Genomic DNA, 21,745 nt, shown 5'->3' with positions numbered 1-21,745 from the left:
TCTAGAAGTTGAAGTCGAAATCGACCAATTTCTCCGCGATTTCGTTGAACGCCTGCTCGGATTGCTCATAATAGCCTTCCCACGTCGATTTGCTCCAGATCTCGACGCGGCTTGATACGCCAAGCACCATGCAATCCTTATCCAGCTTCGCGTATTCGCGAAGGTGGGCTGGTATGTTTACCCTTCCCTGTTTGTCGAGCTCGCATTCCGTTGCCCCGGAAAAGAAAAACCGGGTAAAAGCGCGGGCATCCGACTTCATGAGAGGCAGTGACTTCAGCTTCTGCTCCAGCACGCTCCACTCGCTCATAGGGTAAACAAACAAGCAGTTATCCAAACCGCGGGTTGCGATAAAGCTGGTGCCAAGCGATTCCCGGAACTTTGAAGGAATAATAATGCGGCCCTTCTCATCAATGGTATGTTGATATTCACCCATAAACATGAGATACGCCCACCCCTTCCCCCATATCCTCCACTTCGCACCACATTTCCCCACTAAGATAGACTAGTTCGCCACCTAAAATAAAAATCCTGCTCCATGAGCAGGATTTTCGAAAAATAATTCATATGATTAACCGTTAAGCTGATTCGGATCCTCTTCCTTAGCCTCCTCTTTGACAGGAGGGGCAACAGGGTGACTTGGCGTAGCCTGATCTTTCGGCCTGGAGCGGAATTTGCCTCTCAGCCAGTACAACGGCAGCCCGATAATAACGAGCAGCAGCAAAATCGGCAGAGCTCCTGCGACAAAGACCAGCAATCCCTGCAAGACGGTGATCATGGCGTTTACGCTGTCTTGCAAGGCTTTTGACATTTTATCGCCAAGACCGTCTTCCACCGACAGCGTATCCTCCTTCGCGTTTGGCTGATACAGCCTGAGCTCGACCGTAGAATAAGATACGTTGTTATCCAGGTAGCGAATCCGTCCCTTTAATCGCTCGATATTTTCCTGAACCGTCGCAAGCTGCTCCGAGAACTTCACCAGATCGTCCGCTTTTGTCGCTTTATCCATAAAAGCAAGCAGCCTCTCCTCTACTACCTGCTGCGCTGTCAGACGCGACTGCAGATCCACATACTCCTCCGTCACGTCCGTTCCGCTTATCTGCCGCTCGAATTTCTTATGTTCGATTCCGTTGAGGCGGTCAATGAAATCCATAAACGATGCCGCAGGCACTTTGATGGTATAGGTGGAGCTCATCTCGCCGCTGTATTGACCGTCCTGGAACTGCAAAATATAACCGCCTGCCTGGTGGATCGTGTTGCGGAGCGCCGACGCCGCCTTATCGTAATCAATGGCTTCTATCGTTAAATTCGCTTTGTAGATCAGTTTTTGATTCAAGCCCGCTCCCGTGCCGGCAGCGGCAATCTCTCCGATAGACCCGCCGCCAGCCTCGCCGCCTACGGCTGCGACAGGCGCTTCGGCGGAGCTTGCCGCGCTCTCCGAATTGACATCCGCTTTGGCATCCGAGGACTGTTCAGTGACGGCAGCCCCTCCGTTTGCCGTTGACGCAGCCGAGTTCATGTTACTGCTGCCCGACGTGCAGCCTCCGAGAAACAGTGCAATCGCCATAATCATGAGCAAGAACGTGTACCCGTATTTTTTTATGCCCATCTTTACTCCCCCTTTTCTATGGATCACCGTCCTAGACGCACAAGATTTGGAAAGGTTGCGCGAGGGAGGAAATACGTCCTAACTTTTCATGCTGCTTAGTAAAAGTACGATTAGCTCCATTGCAAGCATAGAGGTTTGATCCATGCGGTCAAGCAGCGGATTCACCTCTACGAATTCGGCGGAGGTCAGTCGTTTGGATAAGCCTAGCAGACGGATAGCCTCCCGCGCTTCGTCCGCAGTCAAGCCGTGCCGTACCGGCGTTCCCGTCCCCGGCGCTTCCGAAGGATCAATGCTGTCGATATCAAAGCTCAGATGGATACCGTCCGCCGCATCTCCCGCGATACGGAGCGCTTCGGCGATTACCGCATGAATGCCAAGCCGTCTGATGTCGGCCATTCGGAAACAAGCAATTCCTTCTGCCTGGATAAGCGCTTCTTCTGCCGGATCCAGATCGCGGGCTCCGATAAGGACAACATTGCCGGGCGCGATTGTACCCGCTCCCGGCAATAAGTGCGATAAAGACAGCTGTGCCCTGCCTTGGGCGACGGCGAGAGGAATACCGTGCATGTTGCCGGAAGGGCTGGTTAACTCCGTGTTCATGTCGGCATGCGCATCGATCCAGATGACGCCAAGCTTCTTATAATGCGCGGTCAAGCCGGCTAACGTACCCATCGCCAGACTATGATCTCCGCCAAGAACGAAGGGAAATTGTCCGGAAGCAACCACCGCTTTTACGGCCCGTGCCAATGCGATTCCCGTCTTGATGACTTCCTCGGAATGGTTCATCGGGACCGGTATAGCGGGAGAAGGCATTCCGGTGCCAATGACTTCCTTCAGCTTATTTATCGTACAGCCTTGCCGCTGCAGCAGCTGTAATAGGCCAAGCCGGTAGATGTACTGGGGAGCCTGTTCGCTGCCAGGGATACCGGCTCCAAGACCAAAGGGAACGGATAACAAGGTAAGCTTACTCATATTTGAAACACTTCCTTGATCCGCTCCAGCGCCCAGTCGAGCTCATCCTTCGTTATAATTAACGGCGGAGCGAAGCGGATAGCCGTCTCATGGGTTTCCTTGCACAGCAGCCCAATCTGGAACAAAGCTTCGCAATACGCTCTCGCTTGCACGGATAACTGCATTCCGATAAACAAACCTTTTCCCCTTACCTCGATAATATCCTCGTGGCGGATCGCCTCCAGGGATTGCTTGAAATATTGGCCAAGCCGCTCCGACCGCTCGGCCAGCTTTTCGTCCTCCATCACCGCAAGCGCGGCTAACGCTACGGCGCATGCCAGCGGATTACCGCCAAAGGTAGAGCCATGCGAGCCCGGTTCGAACAACCCCAGCACGTCATCTCCGGCCGCAACGGCCGAAATCGGCAGAACACCTCCGCCAAGCGCCTTGCCCAATATATACACATCCGGAACAACGCCTTCCCAGTCGCAGGCAAACCGCTTGCCCGTCCGCCCAAAGCCCGTCTGTATCTCATCGGCCATAAACAATACATTGCGCTGTCTGCATAATTCAAAAGCCTGCTTCAAATAACCGTCCGGCGGCACTACAACGCCGGCTTCGCCTTGAATCGGTTCTACGAGAAAAGCTGCCGTATTGGGCGTTATCGCAGCGGCTAGCGCTTCGGCGTCACCATAGGGGATAATTTTGAATCCCGGCGTAAAAGGACCAAAGCCGGCGCGATACTGCGCATCGGAGGAAAATGAAGTAATCGTAATGGTCCGGCCATGGAAATTCCCTTCGCAGACGATAATTTCGGCTTTGCCGGAAGGAATCCCCTTCACCCGGTAAGCCCAGCGGCGCGCTGCCTTCAGCGCCGTTTCCACCGCTTCGGCCCCCGTATTCATCGCAAGGATTTTGGACTTGCCCGTATATTCCGCAAGCTTCTTGGAAAGCAGGCCAAGCTGTTCGTTATGGAAGGCCCTTGAAGTCAACGTTACCTTATCCGCCTGCTCCTTAAGCGCGCGAATGATTGCGGGATGCCGGTGACCATGGTTCAGCGCTGAATACGCGCTGAGCATATCCATATAGCGACGGCCTTCCGGATCCTCCACCCATACTCCTTCTGCCCTCTCGATTACAACAGGAAGCGGACTATAGTTGCGTGCACCGAAACGATCCATGAGACGTATCGTGTCAACGGAGCTTTTCATTGCGCAATCCCCCCTTGTTTCATTGTACGGTGATTGCCGCAAGTCCCATGACCTCAAAAAAAAGAACGCACCGTATTACGGCGCGTCCTTTTTGCATTTAATCTATTCTTCTTTCCAGCTGTCGAGATAAGCAACCTGCTCCTGCGTAAGCTTATCGATGCTGATGTTCAACGAATCCAGCTTGAAGCGTGCGACCTGTTCGTCAAGCTCGTAAGGCACGTTGACGACCTTTTGGCCGATATTCGCATATTGCTCGTTGACGTAGCGAAGACCAAGCGCCTGCAGGGCAAACGTGGTATCCATAATCTCTGCCGGATGACCGTCGCCTGCAGCCAGATTGACGAGACGTCCTTCAGCCAGCACGTAAATGCTGCGGCCGTCCTTCAGCTTATATTCTTCGATATTGCGGCGAACGGTACGAATATCCGTCGACATAGCCGCAAGCTCCGGCTTGTTGAACTCGACGTCGAAGTGGCCGGCGTTCGAGAGAATCGCGCCATTTTTCATGACTTCGTAATGCTCGGCACGGATGCAGTCTTTATTGCCCGTTACCGTGATAAACAATTCGCCTGCTTTTGCCGCTTCCGACATCGGAAGAACGGTAAAGCCGTCCATGTAAGCCTCAACCGCTTTAATGGCATCAACCTCGGTTACGACCACGTTTGCGCCAAGGCCTTTGGCGCGCATGGCAACGCCTTTGCCGCACCAGCCATAACCAACCACTACTACCGTTTTGCCTGCCACGACAAGGTTGGTTGTCCGGTTAATGCCGTCAAACACGGACTGGCCGGTACCATAGCGGTTGTCGAACAAATATTTGCAATATGCGTCGTTTACGGCAACCATCGGGAAGCTCAAGGTGCCTTCCTTCTCCATCGCCTTCAGACGGATAATTCCCGTTGTTGTTTCCTCCGCGCCGCCGCGAAGATTCTCGCGGAGATCCGTTCGCTCGGTATGCAGAATCGTAACCAGGTCGCCGCCGTCATCGATAATCAAATCGGGCTTGGATTCAAGCGATTTGATAAGCAGCTCCTTGTACTCTTCCGGCTCCGGATTGTATTTGGCGAATACCGTAATGCCGTCTTCCACAAGAGCCGCGCAAATATCGTCTTGCGTGGACAGCGGGTTGCTGCCCGTAATGGTTACGTCCGCTCCGCCAGCTTTAACGACCTTCGCGAGATAAGCCGTTTTTGCTTCCAAATGGAGGGAAATGGTCACCTTTAGGCCTTTAAAAGGCAGATCCCGCTCGAATTGCTCGCGGATTCGGTTTAAGACCGGCATATGCGCGCTTGCCCAGTCGATTTTCAAATGCCCCTCCGGTGCGAGGGCGATATCGCGGATAATGCTTTTTTCCAATGTACTCATGCCTTTAAATAGCCTCCTACAACATTCTTACCACAGTAGAACGTACAAGTTTCACGACAATCGAAAACTGAAGTTCTATTTGGCGATTAAACCTACCTCTAAACGCGGTCGCCCATCTTCGAATTGCCTCGAGAAAGGTTTGCTCACGTCACAAATAGACGAGCTGATGTCCGCCCGTTGGACTGAAAGGAAGCTCGAGCAGCTTCTCCAGCCACGCGGAGCCGTAACGGTTCCAGTAGCCGGACATGTTGATGACTCTCTCCTGCGGTTTGCCGCTCGGCCAGAGCGAAAGCGCAATGCGGTCTAGCTGACGTATCGATGCGTCGTACTGCTTATTAAACGCGTCCTTTGTTTTGGCTTCCAAATACTCGATCTGCTCGACTATCTTCTGACGGTTCGTCTCGCCCAGCTTCAGAAGACCCGGCTGAATGGAACCGGCAAGCTCAAGAAGCGGACCGTACATCGCAACAAACGACTGCTTCACGTCTTCGAAACGCTCTTCGATGGAAAGCTGGTCCTGCTCCGACAACCACGCCTGCTTGCGGGCCTCGAAACGCTTCGCCACATCCTCGAAAGACAGCTCATATTTCATCATATGCTTCGCAATCGTACCTTCTACCAGGGTAAAGGACATCCGCGGCACAATAATCGGCATTTCCATCCCTAGCTTGCGGAAAGCTTCGCCGGTTAATGCCCAGTACGCGATTTCGCCCGGACCCAAAACGGTCCCAAGCACCGGGAACAAATAATCCTGCATAATCGGCCTCGTAAGCACGTTATTGCTAAGCTGGGATGGGTGCTCCTCCGCCAGCTGGAGCAATTGCTCCTTCGTCCAGAAAGCCGTCGCCTTCCGGTCCTGGAACTGCCCGTCACGCTTGTGCAGCAACGTCCGCTCTTCCCCGTTCGCAGGGTTAAATACAAACAGATTCGCGCTGCCCTCTACGACATCCGCCTGCAGCTGATATCCAAGCGATTTCACTTTCTCCGCCGCGGATTTATAGGCTGATTCCAGCTCATCGTTCTCCTCGATCATGCGGCGGAACATCGGCGCTTCGATTTTGCGAAGCTTTGGATCATCCGCATCCAGTAGAACAAGGCCTTCCTTGCCGAACAAAAAGGCCAGAATTCCGGCAAACATGTCCGACAACGACCGGGATTGACCCGTAATTTGCCGGAGCTGCTCAAGCAGTCCAGGCTTAAAGTCGGAATGCGGAAGCGTCTGCTCGAGCTCCTCCAGCATCGCGTTCCAGCTGTCCGCATCCACAGCCGTACGGCTTACGGATGTTCTTGGACCTTCCGGACGCTGAACGATCAGCTTGCGAAGCTCCTGCTCCGCATTCAGCACGTAAGTGTGATTCGCTTCATCCCAATCGTGATCCTCGCCCGCAATCCAGAAGACCGGCACAACCGTGCGGCCCAGCTTCTCGGAAGCCCATTTCGCCCCGCTGACGATGGAGACCGCCTTATGTATCACAAGCAGCGATCCCGACCACAAGCCGGCTTGCTGTCCGCCAATAATAACCGGCGCTCCTTCCGCAATGGCCCGAATTGAAGCATCCACCTCCGGCGTTGTATACGGGCTGTTGTATTGGCGCAGCACCTCCGCTAATTCCGCCGAATTCGCCCGGCTGCCCGAAAGCCCCTCCAGCTTCTCCAGGCGCTCTGCCCAATCCTGCTCGCGTCCGGCATGATAGCCGTACAGCGAATCGATATTTGCGTCCGTCCGATGTATATAAGCCTCTGTTAAAGGCTGGGCGCTTGGCAAGTCATAATGTTCCGTATTCATAGCGCTGCCAGTTCCTCCCAAATCGATCATATAGTTTTTGCAAAACTGTAACCATTCAAGCAACAATTTGATTGTACACAAAGGATAAGCCGCACGTCAAAAGAAAAAAAGACCCGCAACCTCTTGGTTACAGGCCCTAAAGTGCTTACGCGGTAAAGATTTTCTGTCCGATCGCGATAAACATCAGCAGCAGATACGCCATGCTCATCGTAAAAAAACCCAGCCGCCACACGGCGCGAAACACCCGCTTCACGTTTACGTTCCCTCGTTTGCGGAACTGCATATTGCCCAGCAAGCCGCCGCCAAGCAGCATAAAAAGAATTATAGCATACAGTCCGAATGAGCTGTTAAAGATGGAATCGAACAATACGGCTACGCATCCGATCAGAAGCGCTGTTGTAACATCCATCGCCAGCTGGAACGCTTTTTTTCTGTCGTCCGAAAACATGCCATACCCGAAATAAACCAGAAGAAAAGGAATGACAGGTATTACCGCCAAATAGGCGTAGACATATTTTATGCTGTCCCATAAAAAGCCCATGTCATCCGCACCTTTCCTCGTTTTGTTAATGGAGCTGCTTCACGAGTGCTGTTACAGCATCGTTTAACGGAGAGGCTATGCCTAGACGTACGGCCAGTCCGGAAACACCGCCGTTAATCCAGTCGATTTCCGTCTGGCGCCCTGCCCTGACGTCGCTTAGCATGGAAGAGACGTTTGCCGCCGTTGCCGCGCATACCTGCATCACAAGCTGCCATCCGTCGCCTCCCGGCTTCATTCCGTCGGCCGAAAGAATCGCCGATGTTTCTTCGTACAAGGACCTCATCAGCCTCAGCCTTGTCGGATGCTGCGGCAGCTCTCCGTTTGTCGTATCGTAAATCGCCGTAAGCGGATTAATTACCGCGTTAATAAGCAGCTTTTGGTAAATCATGTCCTTCATCTCATTCGACAATCCCGCACGGAATCCTGCCGTTTTCAGTATTTTTAACAACAAATTTTGGAGATAATCGTCCTTTTTGTCCTCCGAATACGCCCCAAACCACAATGGTCCATCCCCCGTGTGCCGCACATGGCGGGCATCATCTAGCCGTCTGGCTCCAACAGACGTGACACCCGCATACAGGAGCGCGTCCGGAAGAGCGGCCGCCAGCTTCTCCATATGACCGATTCCGTTCTGAAGGCATAAAATCGCCGTTGTCCCGCTGCTTAACCTCCGCAGCCGATGCAGCAGGCTTTCATCGATATGGCTTTGCTTCACCGTCAGTATGATCCATGCCGCGGAATGCTCCTCTCCGATTGGACCGGCCTGTAGGCTTGAAAGGGAATGGCTGTCCACTGCGATATCCCGTACAACTCCATCCAGCGTCTCCAGCCTGACGCCTTCCGCTTGGAGCCGCTCCGCCTGCTTGTCCGTTCGCGTCCACACCGTCACCTCCTGCCCCGCCCGAGCCAGCAGCCCGGCGTGCAGGAGACCAATCGCTCCGCCTCCAACTATATGTATCTTCAAACTCGGGATCACCACTTCGCAAGTATTGGGCACAAAAAAAGTATGCTCGTATATAGCATACTTGTTTCCGGATAAAAAGCGAACACCCCGCCGTACATCGCCGGCGGGGCTATCACCTATTCAATTCGTTCCAAATTTCCGTTTGCATCCATTTTAAAACGAGGCTTTGCTTCCTCTTCATGCGTCAACACCGCCAGTCGGCGTGCCCGGTCCATAATTTGAATCAATGTTTTATAATCGTCATTGACGGCCCGGTAATCGGTTTGAACATTATTTACTTCTCTAGACAATCTCTCATTCTCTTCGCGTAAACGTTCGATTTCATCCTCTTTTTCCTTCAGTTCTTTCTCGAAGGATTTCATTTGACGGCTTACGTCCTGATAAGTGGTCTTGAACTGTCTAAGAAAACGAATAATGGAATCAACGGATAAACCTTCCTCCGTCGTTACCGCATTAGCGCTAAATGCTCTTTCTTCTGCATCGTAAACGGCAATAGAAGAGACATGAGGGGTTGCGACAATCGCCTGTTTTTTCAAATAATTGCGCTTCTGGCGCTGCTGCTTGGCGATTTGAATCGCTTCTTCATAACGTTTGCGGACACAGCTGTTCCAGCGGAATCCGCAAGCCGCCGAAGTCCGTCCTATACGTTCCCCTACCTCTTCAAAAGCCGCTAGCTGGGTACTACCTTCGCGAATATGGCGTAGTGTAACTTCGGCGAGTATGAGATCGTCGTCGGGACTCCACGCATCTTGTCTGACTGCTGTCATGCGACCAAAACCTCCTTACGTAAAGGCGCTTACTTTATCTCTATGCCCTTGGTAGAGTTCATAGAATCTATCGGATACTAATTTGTATAACCAAATTTCAAAAAGCTCATACATAATTCTGCCGATTAACGAGCAAACTGATATCATAACGCTTTCAATTTACACAAAATAGTTGATTTTGTTCGTACTTGCTTGTTTACACTGCCAAATTCAACCGTTATAATGTACAATAGAAATTCGGGTCAGAGCGAAGGGGGGATGGTTTCATGGCACGCATGTATCGGGTACTCGGTTTTTGGACTCTTGTGATCGGCTTGATGGCCTTCGCAGGCCACATGACTGAATTCGCGCTTCTGTTTTTTGCACAAGCGGTGGCTTTCGTTTTCCTGGGTTATCTCAAATTTAGCGAACGAACATACATACTCATGTTCTGGGGATATATGGTTATTTCGTTTGTAGGCTTTACTTACTGGACCGTATTCAAAATGGGCAACCCATTCTAAAGTTTGCGAACGGCAAAAAAAGGTGCAGCTCCTCGCGGAGCCGCACCTTTTTTCATTTATCCAGCACAAGCACTTTAAACGTCTCGCTCATTCCGTCGCTCAGCAACAGTTGACGAACCGCCCGGTTCCTTCTGGCCGCCTGGCCGAAAGGGTCGGTTTCCGCGTGATTCCGCAGCAGCTCAAACGCCCCGTGATCGATCAGAAACTGCTTCTGGGTGCCGTAGTAAGCAACCTGCCACCCTCCGGCTTCCGCGGCATGACGGAGGGACGTAAACGAAACATGCGCCGTTATATCCTGCTCGCCAATCCGAAGGTAAGGCTCGTCGGAGGCGACATGATCCGAATAGCACAACAAAGTCCCCTTCATCCGGTGTTCCGCCGCGTACTCCTCCGCCTCATGACCGTAATCAATGATAATAACCCGTCCTTCCCCCAGCACTCCGGCAAGGCTTGCAAGCCATTGCTCCGCATCGAGATTCACTTCCGTCTGCTGGCCTTCCGCCAGGCGAATTCCATCTCTATGCAACGCGGCAGCAATCCTTTCGTCCGAAAGCGGCATATGCACCTCGTAAAAGCCATCCTCCGCATTCCCCGCTACGCCCAGTTCGACAAGCTTCCCTTTTTCCACCGTCACCCGATTTACCGGAAACGCATCCAGCAGCTCATTGGCGAGCACAACCGAAGGCCGATCCCGCCAATGACCTCCGCTCCGCATGGCTTCGTCGGATGACAGGAATAACGCCGTACGGCCTGTTTTCGAGTCCAAAGTCCGCTTGGCTTCTTCCAAGTGACCCGGGTGATCGTCAATCAGAACAAACCGGCATTGAAGAGCGGAAGGCTGTTCTGCCCTTGCTTGCCAGGCCTCCTGTATTTGCATCGCAAGCCGCCCCGTTCCCGCCCCCCATTCCACAAGCTGAATCTGGCTCACGGCAGCACGCGCAGCGTATTCATGCACATGATTCGTCAAGCAATGCGCCATCACGGCCCCTACGGCGGAGCTGGTGTAAAAGTCGCCTTCCCGCCCTACTCGCACGGGTCCCGAGCGGTAATATCCGTATTGCCCGTCATATAAACATAAACTCATGTATTGTTTGAAGGTCATGCAGCGGAGCTTATCCGAGCCGTTGCTGCCTGCCCGCCAGCCGACCGCAGGCATCCGCGCTATTCGCTCCGAAATCCGGCTGATTAACGATATTTTGCCTAATTTCACCTGCTCAACTCCTGCTTATCAGATATAATAAATGGAACCGTCGCATACAATGTTAGCTGTACAGGCCTTGCAACGTGAGAAAGGAGGCGGCTGGTGGCATTCCATCGCATTTATGTTCGCGGCAGATGGCCCTTTATCCTTCTTGTCGTTCTTATGCTTGCCATTTGCAAGCTTCCCGTCATGGCCGAGCCTCAGTTAACGGAGGACGAGCAGGTCAATCAGATTTTGGAGAATAGCTTGTCTATCGTGGAGATTGACAAAGAAATCGCACGTATCCAAGCAGAAAAAGAAAAGGTTGCGGGCGACATGTCGATTACGGATAAACGGATTGCGCAGCGCGAGCAGGAAATAAAGGAGAAACGTGAAGAGGCCGGTAAAGTGCTGCGCGCTTATTATATGGGGGAACGCGAGATTTTGCTGCGCGCGATACTTTCCTTCGATTCGATTCACGATTTATTCGCTATGCTGGACTACGTAGACATTATTTTCTCGCGGGACCGCAATACGCTTGATTCCTACACAAAGGAATATAAGAGCTTGAAAGAGGAATACGCCAAATTGGACGGAAGAAAAACGGAGCTTGAAGAGATTGAAAGCCGGCTTCAAACCCAGCGCAGCCGGGTTGCGCAGCTCGAGCAGCAGATTGACGGCCAGCTCGCCGGACGCTCCGATGCGGATCGGCTTCGCCTGCTGATGCAGGAGCTGACGAATTATTGGGAATCCGACGGACTTGAAGAAGTGGAGCAATATTTCGGCGCTTTGTCCAAAGCGATGAACAAGCTGCCTAGCTGGATTGAAGACAATAAGCAATACCTGGAAATAAACGGGTTTAATTATACGATTCATATTCCGGAGGATGCCTTGAATACATTCCTTAGGGAGCAGGATAAACGGTTTAACGATTTCTCCTTCCGGTTCGAAGACGGCAAAGTTACCGCATCCGGCAAGCACGATAACATGGAAATTGCCGTCACCGGTCATTACACCGTGGAAGAAAAGCCGAAGAACGGCATCGTATTCCATGTCGATGAGCTGTTGTTTAACGGTTTTGCGCTGCCGGACACGACACGAAAAGCGCTTGAAGACAAATTTGATCTCGGCTTTTATCCTGGTGACATCCTTACATTCATACAAGCTAAATCGGTTGAAATGAAAGACAAGGAGCTTATTGTTTACTTGAAGATGAAGCTGTAACCGATTGGATAAAACCGGCAATGTCCGCTGCCCCGCTCGTATACAGCTGCCATGAAGCTTCCCACCGCCTCCATTCCTTATGCCAGTTCGGAGCAGGCGGTTCGCCGACCGGCTCTTCGTTTAGCAAAGGCAACCACCATGTAGGCGGATATTGGGCCGTTGAGCCCGAATATCCGCCTATTTCGTATATGGAATTTTTCGCGGGCAGTTTGCCAAGGCGTTCATAATTGCGTTCCTGCTCAGTCACGCTCGTCATTTCTTTAATCCAGCTGAACGCTGCCTCTGCCCGATCCGTATTTGCCGAGACAACAAAGCTGCGGCTCCCCAGCCATAAGTTGCGGAGCTTAAGCTTGTCGATTAGCAGCTTATCCTGCTCCGATTGGGAAAGCCCTTTATACTCCGACCAGGAAACGACCGACGCAAGCAAGCGCTGATTGTCCATCTCGGTTCCAAGCAAGCGTTTATTGACGGCCATTGAAGGGATCGTCAAAGAAGCCGTCTTTTCCAGGCGGTTAGCCGACTCTTCATTCAGGATTAAGGCAGCCGCCCCGCGTTGGTCACCGCTGCTCCAGGCATCCAGCCAGGCTGCCGTTCCGCTGAAATCACCGGGCAAATATAGCAAAGCCCCCTCGTTCCCGGAAGCCGACAGACGGTCAGCGAGCTGCAGGAAGCTTGTCCAATCCTTAGGAGGATCGCTTAGGTTCTGTTCGGCCAGCATAGCCTTATTCCATACGAGAATGGAAGGATCGGCATCAAAAGGGATTCCCCACAGATAACTGTTCCACCTGAGCGGAGCCAGCAGCTTGGCCGGCTGGTCGGATAAAGTGTTTGCCGCGTTGACGCTATCAACGGGCTCAAGCAGGCCCATGACGGCAAATTCCCTGACCCAGCCGCTGTCCATCAGCATAATATCGGAGGAAGCGCCCAGCATAAGATCCTGCTTCCAGGCAGCGTAGGCTTCTTCCTTCGACTCGATATTCAGCAGCTCCACCTCGATGTTGGGGTATTTGAATCTGAAACGTTCATTCGCCTCTTCTAAAAACGCAAATTGATCGGGTGACATGGAAACGGTTACAACAATGGATTCCGTCGGCTCTTCATCCAGCTCGTTAGCGACAGGTCCGGTATTTGCATCATGGGAGCTGCCGCCGGAGGAAGCCGGCTTGCGCGGGTCCATGTTGGGAATAAGCAAAATAACGGACAACAGCACTGCTCCTGCAAGGATCATCACAAATCTCCTTGTAGCCACACACTTCTCCCTTTCCGAAATAACTTAAGCCCCCGCAGTCTAGTCTATTAAAACTATCATAGCAATAAAACGCAGAGTTGTCCAAACAAGTCTAGGACTTTATCCCCCCCGCCCTGTAGGTTAATGGGGCAAACTGCGTATTTGAATGTTCTTCCGATCGCCATTGCTCGTGGATTCCATCGATTTAAGTGTAAGCAGTGTAGGAATCCACTCACAAAAGCGAACGTTACACTTCTCCAGAATCATTTGATTACTCCGTTCGCCCTATTAACCTTCTGCCTTTAACAGCAAAATAGCGGTGCTGGGATTCCCCGGCACCGCTGCGCTTTTAGGCTAAAATTATAGAAGATCCGCTGCGAGCTGAGCGAGCTTGGAGCGCTCGCCTTTTTCGAGGGTAATGTGGCCGCTTATCCCTTCGCTCTTGAAATGCTCGACGATGTGCGTGAGCCCGTTGCTTACGGCGTCGAGATAAGGATGGTCGATCTGCTCCGGATCGCCCATCAGTACGATTTTACTGCCCTCTCCCACACGGGAGACAATGGTCTTTACTTCATGCTTCGTTAAGTTCTGAGCTTCATCGATAATAATGAATTGCCCCGGTATCGAGCGGCCGCGAATATAAGTCAGCGCTTCGACCTGAATGCTTCCGAGACCCATCAATATTTTATCGATGTCGCCGGACTTCTTGGTGTCAAACAGGTACTCCAGATTGTCGTAGATCGGCTGCATCCATGGGCGCAGCTTCTCTTCCTTCTCGCCCGGCAGGTAACCGATATCCTTGCCCATCGGTACGACGGGGCGGGCAATCAGCAGTTTTTTGTATTTATGCTCATCCTCCACCTTCAAGAGGCCGGCGGCAAGCGCAAGCAGCGTCTTGCCCGTTCCGGCTTTGCCGGTCAAAGTGACAAGCGGGATTTCATCGTTGAGCAGCAGCTCAAGAGCCATGCGCTGCTGCGCGTTACGCGCCGTAATTCCCCAAATCGGGTCATTGCTTAAGAACAACGGCTCTAGGCGTACGCCATCCTGGCTGACCTTCAGCAGGGCAGATTTGGAGGTGCCCATCTCATCCCGCAGGATTACGAATTCGTTTGGCTTCAGCCTCGCGATATTCTGCATGCTTTTGACCGTCAGGAACCGGTACGTGTAAAATTCGTCGATAACAGACGGATGGACGAACAAGGTCTCATAGCCGGCATAAAAATCAGTCGTGGACACGGTCCGGTCGGACAAATAATCCTGGGCTTTGAGGCCCAGCACATCCGCTTTGATCCGGACTAGCACATCTTTGCTTACAAGAACGACAGTGCTGGATTGTTCGTTCTCCAGCTGTTCCAAGTGATAGTTGAGCGCGACCGCAAGAATTCGGTTATCGTTGGTCATTTCTCCAAACATCTCTTGAACGCGCATGAAACTCCGATGATTAAGCTCCACCTTTAACAATCCGCCGTTAGGAAGCGTTATGCCCTCGTGTAGATGCCCTTCCACCCGCATACCATCGAGCAACCGGGATATGGAACGCGCATTGCGCCCTAGTTCGTCTGCCAGCCTCTTCTTGGAGTCGATTTCCTCGAGCACCACCGCGGGAATGATGACTTCGTTATCCTCGAAGGCAAAGAGCGATTGCGGATCATGAAGCAGCACATTAGTGTCGAGCACGAATATTTTTTTCATGAGAACCCTCCCGGCGTCGGTCATTCAATAGATAGACATACATAGCCATACTTGGCTGCGGGTACACTACATTCTGATTAGACGATGTGCAACAAGAAAAAGAGGTGGAACCAACATGTACCTAAAACTGATAGCGGCAATCGCTATTGCGGCAATTACGGCTGGATGCGGCACCGTCGCTCGAAACGAAACATCACCCTCTCCTCAAAATAATGGCTCTGTTCGCGCACAGCAGACAAGTCCTCAGAAGAAAGAAATTGCGAATCCTGAGCAAGTCTCCAGGCATTTGGAACAGCTGGCCATGGGCATCAAAGGTGTCACGAATGCGCACTGCGTGGTGCTCGGAAACACCGCCGTTGTCGGGATTGATGTCGACAGCAAGCTTGATCGCTCCAGAGTCGGCACAATCAAATATTCCGTCGCCGAAGCTTTCCATAAAGATCCCTACGGCATTGATGCTATCGTAACAGCCGATATGGATTTGTCACAGCGGCTGAACGAAATCGGTGCGGATATCCGGCGCGGCAGACCGATCAGCGGCTTTGCGGAAGAGATGGCCGACATTATCGGCCGCATCGTACCTCAGATCCCTCGAGAGGTTATGCCGCAGGATCCGGAAGTACAACAGCGGGCCAACAATTTACACAATCTTCATTAGCTTGTATACCGCGTCATAAGACACAAAAAGCCTAGTGATCAGATCACTAGGCTTTCCTTATGACAGTGTGCCCCTTTGGACAAGCCTGTCATCAGTTTATTCGTTTCCATCCGGATACATGCCGAGATCGGCACACAGATGCAGTCGTCAACCGCTGGGCTCAAGAATTTTCCCGAGCACTCATCACCGCTTCTTCTTTTAAGTGTGAATGTCGCGGTCACGGCTTTGGGCATCCGCATGACCTCCTCTTGGAAGGATTTCATATCCGTACAACTATTATAGCGTTTAAAGCACCGCCAGTCTATGGTTATTCAGCCATTTTCGCTTGCAAAGCCGCACGAGCTTCGCTCAGCTTGGCCTCATCCAGATAAACGTACGGGCTCTTCCATACGCCTTCTAACGGAATGAACTGAACATCCGAGCTGCTTATGCCGAAGTACGTCTTCATCAGGTTCTGAATTTCCTTCGGCGGCATGTCGATTTCCATGTTGTCCCCAACAGCGTCGATAACCTCGCCCATCTTCGTAATTCCGTTCAGCGATTTCATCTTGTCGACGATCTTCGCTACAACCTCGCTCTCGCGCTTGTTGCGGTCGAAATCGCTGGACATGTTTTTGCCGTCGTTCGATTTCCGGTAACGGACAAAATCAAGCGCCTGGTCTCCGTTAAGCTTCTGGAAACCCTTCTTCAGATTGATGTTGGTGCCGTCGTAATTATCGACGTATTTCATATCCATATCGACGTCCACTTCAATGCCGCCAAGCGCGTCTACAACGTCCTCGAAGCCCTTGAAGTTAACAACCGCCGTATATTTCAGATCCACGCCGAAATATTTGCCCAGCATATCCCGAATCGCGCGCTTTGCATCCTCTTCCGCCGCTTCCTTGTCCATGCCTTTATCGGAACGGGCTTGGCTAAAGAACGTTGCGTAGTTGGCATTCGCCTTGCGCTCGCCATAACCGTCCAGCTCGAGCAAGGAATCGCGAGGAATCGAAATAACAGTGGCCGATTTGGTATTCGGGTTAAAGACGGCAACCATCATGACGTCGGTGTTCATGCCGCCGCCCTTGGCCCTTGTATCAAGACCCAGCAGCACCATCCCAACCGCTTTCTTCTTAACCGATTCCGCGGTCGGAATCTTTACGTCATCGTTTGAAACTGTACCAATTTGCTGGATTGCATTGTTCGCCTTGTTAGCCAAAAATCCGAAGTATGCCACGATTATCAAAATAACAGCTAATAATAGCAGTAAAACGACTTTCCACACGCGTCTTTTCTTCGGTTGCTTAGGCGATCTAGGAGCGGTCTTGGCATTTGCTCTCCGGGAAGGCAGTTCTGCCGAGCCTTGCGTCATAGGATCATCACCTTTATGTCAGTTATATTTCGGATTGGACCGGATATCAACGAGAAGCTGCTCGGCAGCCTCTCGCGGATACATTTGCAGCTTTGTGCGTCCGTTGCGCTCATATTTGACATGAACCATCGTTGCATCCGTTGCCGAAATATGCGGATTGGCAACTCCGTGATCTTCCGACAATATTTGCGCGAAAAAGTCGCGGGTATCCAATGCCGCCCGATCATCCGGCCGGTCTTCGGCCACGATATGAATCTGCAGCCAGTTGAACAAGGCATCATCAAACGTCATTTGCCTGAATCAGCTTCCTTTACGGCGCCGCCGCCGGCCCGGTTATTTTTCCATTTGTCGTAGATTTGCCGGCCGCGAAGCATAAGCATCATCAGCACGGCGATACCCATACATTGAATAATAGGAAGCTTGTCGACCTGAAGGACCATCAGCACGAGCGAGCCGATGGCCATCAGGACGTAGACAAGCACTTCTTTCAGAATCGGAAGCTTCTGATTGTTAGCCCTGAACACTTTGTTGAAGATATAAATCGTAAATCCAAGAATAAGCAAATACGATACGGCGTGATGGTCGCTCAACCATTGCTGCATGCCGTGACCCCCTTATGCCTGCCAGGTGATTATGCGTTTGCTTGCGCCATTTTGCGGTGCTTCTCCGCCCGCTCGCGCTCGCTCTTATTCAAGATTTTTTTACGCAGACGAATCGACTTCGGCGTAATTTCGCAATACTCGTCGTCGTTCAGATACTCGAGCGCTTGCTCAAGAGAGAACAGACGAGGCGTTTTCAGCTTCACCGTATCATCTTTGCCAGAGGAACGCACGTTAGTCAGTGCTTTCTCTTTGCAAATATTAACGATGATGTCGTTATCGCGGGTATGCTCGCCCACGATCATGCCTTCGTAAATTTCCGTGCCCGGAACCACGAATTGAATACCGCGGTCCTCAACACCCAGCATGCCGTAGAAGGTCGAAGTGCCAGTCTCGCTCGACACGAGCACGCCTTGGTGACGCCCGCCCACGTCTGAGCCTGCAAGAGGCCCATAGCTGTCGAACGCATGGTTCATGATGCCGTAACCGCGGGTAAGGGTCAGGAACGAAGTACGGTAGCCGATCAAACCGCGTGCAGGAATAATGAACTCCAGACGAACCTGGCCGTTGCCGTTGTTGATCATGTTCACCATTTCGGCTTTGCGTGTTCCGAGGCTCTCCATAACGGCGCCCATGCTGTCTTCCGGCACGTCGATCAGAAGGCGTTCGTACGGCTCGCATTTCACGCCGTCGATTTCTTTTATGATAACTTCAGGCTTCGATACTTGAAGCTCGTAGCCTTCGCGGCGCATATTCTCGATCAGGATGCCAAGATGCAGCTCGCCGCGGCCGGATACGATAAAGGCATCCGGGCTTTCCGTTTCTTCCACGCGCAGCGCTACGTCCGTTTCAAGCTCCTTGTACAGACGCTCGCGCAGCTTGCGGGACGTTACCCATTTGCCTTCGCGGCCGGCAAACGGAGAATTGTTGACCAAGAACGTCATTTGCAGCGTAGGCTCGTCGATCTTCAGGACCGGCAGAGCTTCCGGCTTAGCCGGATCGGCAATGGTCTCGCCGATATTGATGTCTTTAATGCCCGCAATCGCAACAATATCGCCTGCGCCCGCTTCTTCAATCTCGATGCGCTTCAGACCCTGGAAGCCGAACAGCTTCTCGATACGCGCCTGTTTCACGGCACCATCGCGGTTGATAACCGCAACGGCTTGGCCTTGACGAACAATACCGCGGTTCACGCGGCCAACGGCGATACGGCCCAGATATTCATTGTAATCAAGCAAGGTTACAAGATATTGAAGCGGCTCATCGACCGTTTCTGTCGGATGCGGGATGTGGCTAACGATCGTTTCGTACATAGCCTGCATGTTGTCATCCTGTTTTTCGGGATCAAGGCTTGAAGTACCCATCAGCGCGGATGCGTAAACAACCGGGAATTCCAGCTGGTCGTCATTCGCGCCAAGCTCGATGAACAGGTCAAGCACTTCGTCAATAACTTCGGTAGGACGGGCATTCGGACGGTCAATCTTATTAACGACGACAATTGGCGTAAGGTTGCTCTCAAGCGCTTTGCGGAGTACGAATTTCGTTTGCGGCATGCAGCCTTCAAACGCGTCAACGACCAGCAATACGCCGTCAACCATCTTCATAATCCGTTCTACTTCACCGCCAAAGTCCGCGTGTCCAGGTGTGTCGACGATATTAATGAGGTAGTCTTTATAAGTAATCGCCGTATTTTTCGCCAGGATGGTAATACCGCGTTCGCGTTCCAGATCGTTGGAATCCATTGCGCGCTCCTGTACAGCTTCATGCTCTCTGAATGTACCTGATTGCTGCAGCAGCTTATCGACCAAAGTTGTTTTGCCGTGGTCTACGTGGGCGATAATCGCAATATTCCGGATGTTTTCTCTTGCTTGCATAACTAATAATCCACTCCATTTTGTCTAATTTTCTTTCCTTGCACAACATTTGCCGAACATTTACCAGCGGCGCGAGCGGTTCGTGATTACCATCCAGCCGCCGGCAACCATCAGGACCAGCGCAACAAGGTAAATTCCCCAGCTCCATAACAAGACGAGCAACAGAAATACAGCTGAAGCAACGGCAAGCGCTACAGACGCCGTAAGCGCAAATCGCGGACGGGACGAGCCAAATAAATAATATTCGTAAAGACCGACGGCTGCGCCAAGCAGGAACAGCGGCCACAAATATTTCAGTGCATCCCATCCAAAAATGTTACAAACCATAAACAGCAGCGCAGACACGGTTAGTATTCCACCCGGTACGAGCGCTGCCGCGGGAAGCAGCCTGCCGAAATAAAATACATGCAGCAAAATTCCCGGAATGAGGACGAGCAGCGGCCAGAAGATAGCCCCCAAAAAGCTGAATACACCAAGTTTGCCCAGTAAAATAACGACCCCGGCTAGTAACACAATAATTCCAGCGGAATATTTGTTATTAGGCATTTGCGTTCCGCTCCTTACAACGTCTACCCCCATACAGACGTACGACGCCAGTTTTTATCTATCATAGTTTAAAGGAACTGCGATGAAAATACCAGCGGGAACAGAAGGAACATTGCAAAAAAATACCGTTCACCTGTGAACGGTTTGTGAAAATGGTTTAAGTTTTCCGCTTCAATAAACCGATAATGACGACAAACGGGATGCAGAGCAGCGGTATAGCTTCGGCAGCCGTTCGTGAACCGTTAAACAAAAGAGCGTCCATACCGGGATCGTGGACAAGCATTCCTCCTGCGGCATAACCAAGCAGCCCGGCGCCGATATACACAAGCGGGGGAAATTTATGCAATAGCGTGCCCAATAACTGGCTCCCCCAAATGATCATCGGAATGCTAAGCGCGATCCCAAGCAGAATAAGCACCGTATCCCCGTCCGCGACCGCCGCGATCGCCAGGACATTGTCGAGGCTCATAATAAAATCCGCAGCGACGATCGTGCGCACGGCCTGGGACAGCGATGTGGATTTTTTGCGGGGCATGTCCAGGTCGCCTTCGCCTTCCTGTCCGGCATCCGCCAGAAGCTTTGCCGCAATATACAGCAATAATAAGGAACCAATAGCCTGCAGATAAGGAATCTGGAGCAGGGAGATTGCGGCCAGCGTAAGCAGGCATCGCAGCCCGACGGCCGCCAGCGCTCCCCACCATACGGCTCTCTTCCGCTCCTTCGGAGGAAGCTGTTGGCTGGCCATCGCGATAACAACGGCATTATCTCCGCTTAATAACAGGTTAATCAGGACAATTTGAAGAAAAGTCAGCACACTATCCATTTTTGCGTTCGCCCCCTCTCTTACCACCTGTATGAGCAGCGGACAAGTTTTATGAAGGATGTCCACAAAAATTTTTGAACCCTATCCCGTCCTTCATCCGTAGTAAAGGAAGTCTTTCGCGGCTACTGGACATTCGACGGAAGGGAGGGTCACGAATAATGGATGTATTTACAGTAGATTTTTGGCTGGCACTGCTCAATATTGTCTTTATCGATCTCATCCTGGCAGGCGACAACGCCATTGTTATCGGTATGGCCGCCCGCAATTTGCCGCAGCACCAGCAGAAGAAAGCCGTCCTGTGGGGTACGGTTGGCGCAATCGGCATCCGGATCATCGCCACTATCGTTGTAGTACGGCTGCTCGATTTGCCTTGGCTCCATTTGGCTGGCGGTATCCTGCTTCTATGGATTGCATATAAGCTGCTTGTTCAGGAAGATGATCAGCATGGCGACATTAAAGCCGGCAATACGCTTTGGCAGTCGATTCAGACCATTATAATCGCCGATGCGGCCATGGGGATCGATAACGTCATCGCGGTTGCGGGCGCTTCGCACGGCAGCATGCTGCTCGTTACATTAGGCCTGCTGATCAGCGTGCCGGTTATCGTATGGGGCTCCACGCTCTTCATCAAGCTGATCAACAAATTTACTTGGATCATTTATCTGGGCTCCGGCGTACTCGGTTATACGGCGGCCAAGATGATCACCCACGAAAAAGCGTTCGAGGAGTTTTTCAAGGAAAACCCGGTTATCTATTGGGCGTTCATCATCCTCATTATCGCACTGATTGTAGCTGCGGGCTTGTTTACGAACAACCGCAGAAAACAGGCTGTGCAAGAAAAAAGCAGAGAAACCGTTTAACGGGATCTCTGCT

22 protein-coding genes are annotated in these 21,745 nt (G+C 51.9%); 4 read left to right on the top strand and 18 right to left on the bottom strand.

Annotated elements, in window-relative coordinates; translation table 11 throughout:
- Position 1: 1 nt before the first annotated feature.
- The 9 genes from mraZ to FHT67_RS09140 form a co-directional block, all read right to left on the bottom strand.
- A complete protein-coding gene (gene mraZ, locus FHT67_RS09180) occupies positions 2-439 on the bottom strand; it encodes a division/cell wall cluster transcriptional repressor MraZ (RefSeq protein ID WP_132306296.1) in 438 nt (145 codons plus the stop codon).
- Positions 440-568: 129 nt separating this feature from the next.
- A complete protein-coding gene (locus FHT67_RS09175) occupies positions 569-1,606 on the bottom strand; it encodes a DUF4349 domain-containing protein (protein ID WP_167197575.1) in 1,038 nt (345 codons plus the stop codon).
- A 78-nt stretch (positions 1,607-1,684) separates the two neighbouring features.
- Complete coding sequence (gene rocF / locus FHT67_RS09170; protein WP_167197572.1) at positions 1,685-2,578, bottom strand: arginase; 894 nt, start codon at positions 2,576-2,578, stop codon at positions 1,685-1,687.
- A complete protein-coding gene (locus FHT67_RS09165; protein ID WP_167197569.1) occupies positions 2,575-3,768 on the bottom strand; it encodes an ornithine--oxo-acid transaminase in 1,194 nt (397 codons plus the stop codon). Before FHT67_RS09165 ends, rocF begins: the two co-directional genes overlap by 4 nt.
- A 102-nt stretch (positions 3,769-3,870) precedes the next feature.
- Positions 3,871-5,133 carry an adenosylhomocysteinase gene (locus FHT67_RS09160; RefSeq protein WP_132306304.1) on the bottom strand — a complete coding sequence of 421 codons (1,263 nt, stop codon included), beginning with the start codon at positions 5,131-5,133 and terminating at the stop codon, positions 3,871-3,873.
- Positions 5,134-5,281: 148 nt separating this feature from the next.
- Positions 5,282-6,919, bottom strand: coding sequence for a bacillithiol biosynthesis cysteine-adding enzyme BshC (gene bshC, locus FHT67_RS09155; RefSeq protein WP_167197566.1), 1,638 nt, complete (start codon positions 6,917-6,919; stop codon positions 5,282-5,284).
- Between the two features lie 145 nt (positions 6,920-7,064).
- Complete coding sequence (locus tag FHT67_RS09150; RefSeq protein WP_132306308.1) at positions 7,065-7,460, bottom strand: DUF3397 domain-containing protein; 396 nt, start codon at positions 7,458-7,460, stop codon at positions 7,065-7,067.
- Between the two features lie 25 nt (positions 7,461-7,485).
- Positions 7,486-8,424 (bottom strand): ketopantoate reductase family protein, encoded by a 939-nt coding sequence (locus FHT67_RS09145; RefSeq protein WP_167197563.1) that lies wholly within the window; start codon positions 8,422-8,424, stop codon positions 7,486-7,488.
- 116 nt (positions 8,425-8,540) lie between these two features.
- Positions 8,541-9,191, bottom strand: a complete 651-nt coding sequence (locus tag FHT67_RS09140; RefSeq protein WP_132306312.1) for an RsfA family transcriptional regulator — start codon at positions 9,189-9,191, stop codon at positions 8,541-8,543.
- Between the two features lie 266 nt (positions 9,192-9,457).
- Here FHT67_RS09140 and FHT67_RS09135 point away from each other — a divergent pair, with 266 nt between their 5' ends.
- Positions 9,458-9,694 (top strand): DUF2626 domain-containing protein, encoded by a 237-nt coding sequence (locus tag FHT67_RS09135; RefSeq protein WP_132306314.1) that lies wholly within the window; start codon positions 9,458-9,460, stop codon positions 9,692-9,694.
- A 52-nt stretch (positions 9,695-9,746) separates the two neighbouring features.
- Here FHT67_RS09135 and FHT67_RS09130 read toward each other — a convergent pair whose 3' ends face one another.
- A complete protein-coding gene (locus FHT67_RS09130; RefSeq protein WP_167197560.1) occupies positions 9,747-10,904 on the bottom strand; it encodes an SAM-dependent methyltransferase in 1,158 nt (385 codons plus the stop codon).
- Between the two features lie 93 nt (positions 10,905-10,997).
- On the opposite strand from FHT67_RS09130, the gene FHT67_RS09125 reads away from it, so the two are divergent.
- Positions 10,998-12,098, top strand: coding sequence for a coiled-coil domain-containing protein (locus FHT67_RS09125; RefSeq protein WP_167197557.1), 1,101 nt, complete (start codon positions 10,998-11,000; stop codon positions 12,096-12,098).
- Here FHT67_RS09125 and FHT67_RS09120 read toward each other — a convergent pair.
- A complete protein-coding gene (locus FHT67_RS09120; RefSeq protein ID WP_167197554.1) occupies positions 12,070-13,347 on the bottom strand; it encodes an extracellular solute-binding protein in 1,278 nt (425 codons plus the stop codon). The two genes, FHT67_RS09125 and FHT67_RS09120, sit on opposite strands and share 29 nt — an antisense overlap.
- 339 nt (positions 13,348-13,686) lie before the next feature.
- Positions 13,687-15,018, bottom strand: a complete 1,332-nt coding sequence (locus tag FHT67_RS09115; RefSeq protein ID WP_127498531.1) for a PhoH family protein — start codon at positions 15,016-15,018, stop codon at positions 13,687-13,689.
- Positions 15,019-15,133: 115 nt separating this feature from the next.
- Here FHT67_RS09115 and FHT67_RS09110 point away from each other — a divergent pair, with 115 nt between their 5' ends.
- Positions 15,134-15,676: a YhcN/YlaJ family sporulation lipoprotein gene (locus FHT67_RS09110; RefSeq protein ID WP_132306321.1), complete on the top strand. Its 543-nt coding sequence runs from the start codon at positions 15,134-15,136 to the stop codon at positions 15,674-15,676.
- A gap of 307 nt (positions 15,677-15,983) precedes the next feature.
- Here the strand turns inward: FHT67_RS09110 and FHT67_RS09105 are convergent, their stop codons facing one another.
- The 6 genes from FHT67_RS09105 to FHT67_RS09080 form a co-directional block, all read right to left on the bottom strand.
- Positions 15,984-17,030 (bottom strand): LCP family protein, encoded by a 1,047-nt coding sequence (locus FHT67_RS09105; RefSeq protein WP_132306322.1) that lies wholly within the window; start codon positions 17,028-17,030, stop codon positions 15,984-15,986.
- Between the two features lie 18 nt (positions 17,031-17,048).
- A complete protein-coding gene (locus FHT67_RS09100; RefSeq protein ID WP_132306323.1) occupies positions 17,049-17,321 on the bottom strand; it encodes a hypothetical protein in 273 nt (90 codons plus the stop codon).
- Positions 17,318-17,632, bottom strand: coding sequence for a YlaH-like family protein (locus FHT67_RS09095; RefSeq protein ID WP_132306324.1), 315 nt, complete (start codon positions 17,630-17,632; stop codon positions 17,318-17,320). Before FHT67_RS09095 ends, FHT67_RS09100 begins: the two co-directional genes overlap by 4 nt.
- A gap of 29 nt (positions 17,633-17,661) precedes the next feature.
- Complete coding sequence (gene typA, locus FHT67_RS09090) at positions 17,662-19,503, bottom strand: translational GTPase TypA (RefSeq protein WP_132306325.1); 1,842 nt, start codon at positions 19,501-19,503, stop codon at positions 17,662-17,664.
- A 60-nt stretch (positions 19,504-19,563) separates the two neighbouring features.
- Positions 19,564-20,049 carry a hypothetical protein gene (locus FHT67_RS09085; RefSeq protein ID WP_167197551.1) on the bottom strand — a complete coding sequence of 162 codons (486 nt, stop codon included), beginning with the start codon at positions 20,047-20,049 and terminating at the stop codon, positions 19,564-19,566.
- 157 nt (positions 20,050-20,206) lie between these two features.
- The gene (locus FHT67_RS09080; RefSeq protein WP_132306327.1) at positions 20,207-20,872 is read right to left on the bottom strand and encodes a TerC family protein; all 666 of its coding nucleotides are present in this window, start codon (positions 20,870-20,872) and stop codon (positions 20,207-20,209) included.
- A 158-nt stretch (positions 20,873-21,030) separates the two neighbouring features.
- Between FHT67_RS09080 and FHT67_RS09075 the strand changes: the two genes are divergently transcribed.
- Positions 21,031-21,732: a TerC family protein gene (locus FHT67_RS09075; protein WP_132306328.1), complete on the top strand. Its 702-nt coding sequence runs from the start codon at positions 21,031-21,033 to the stop codon at positions 21,730-21,732.
- Positions 21,733-21,745 lie beyond the last annotated feature (13 nt).

The sequence above is a fragment of the Paenibacillus sp. BK720 genome (genome assembly GCF_011761545.1).
Taxonomy (GTDB): Bacteria; Bacillota; Bacilli; order Paenibacillales; family Paenibacillaceae; genus Pristimantibacillus.
Note: the sequence above shows the minus strand (reverse complement) of the source record. Positions and strands in the feature narration are given on the sequence as shown.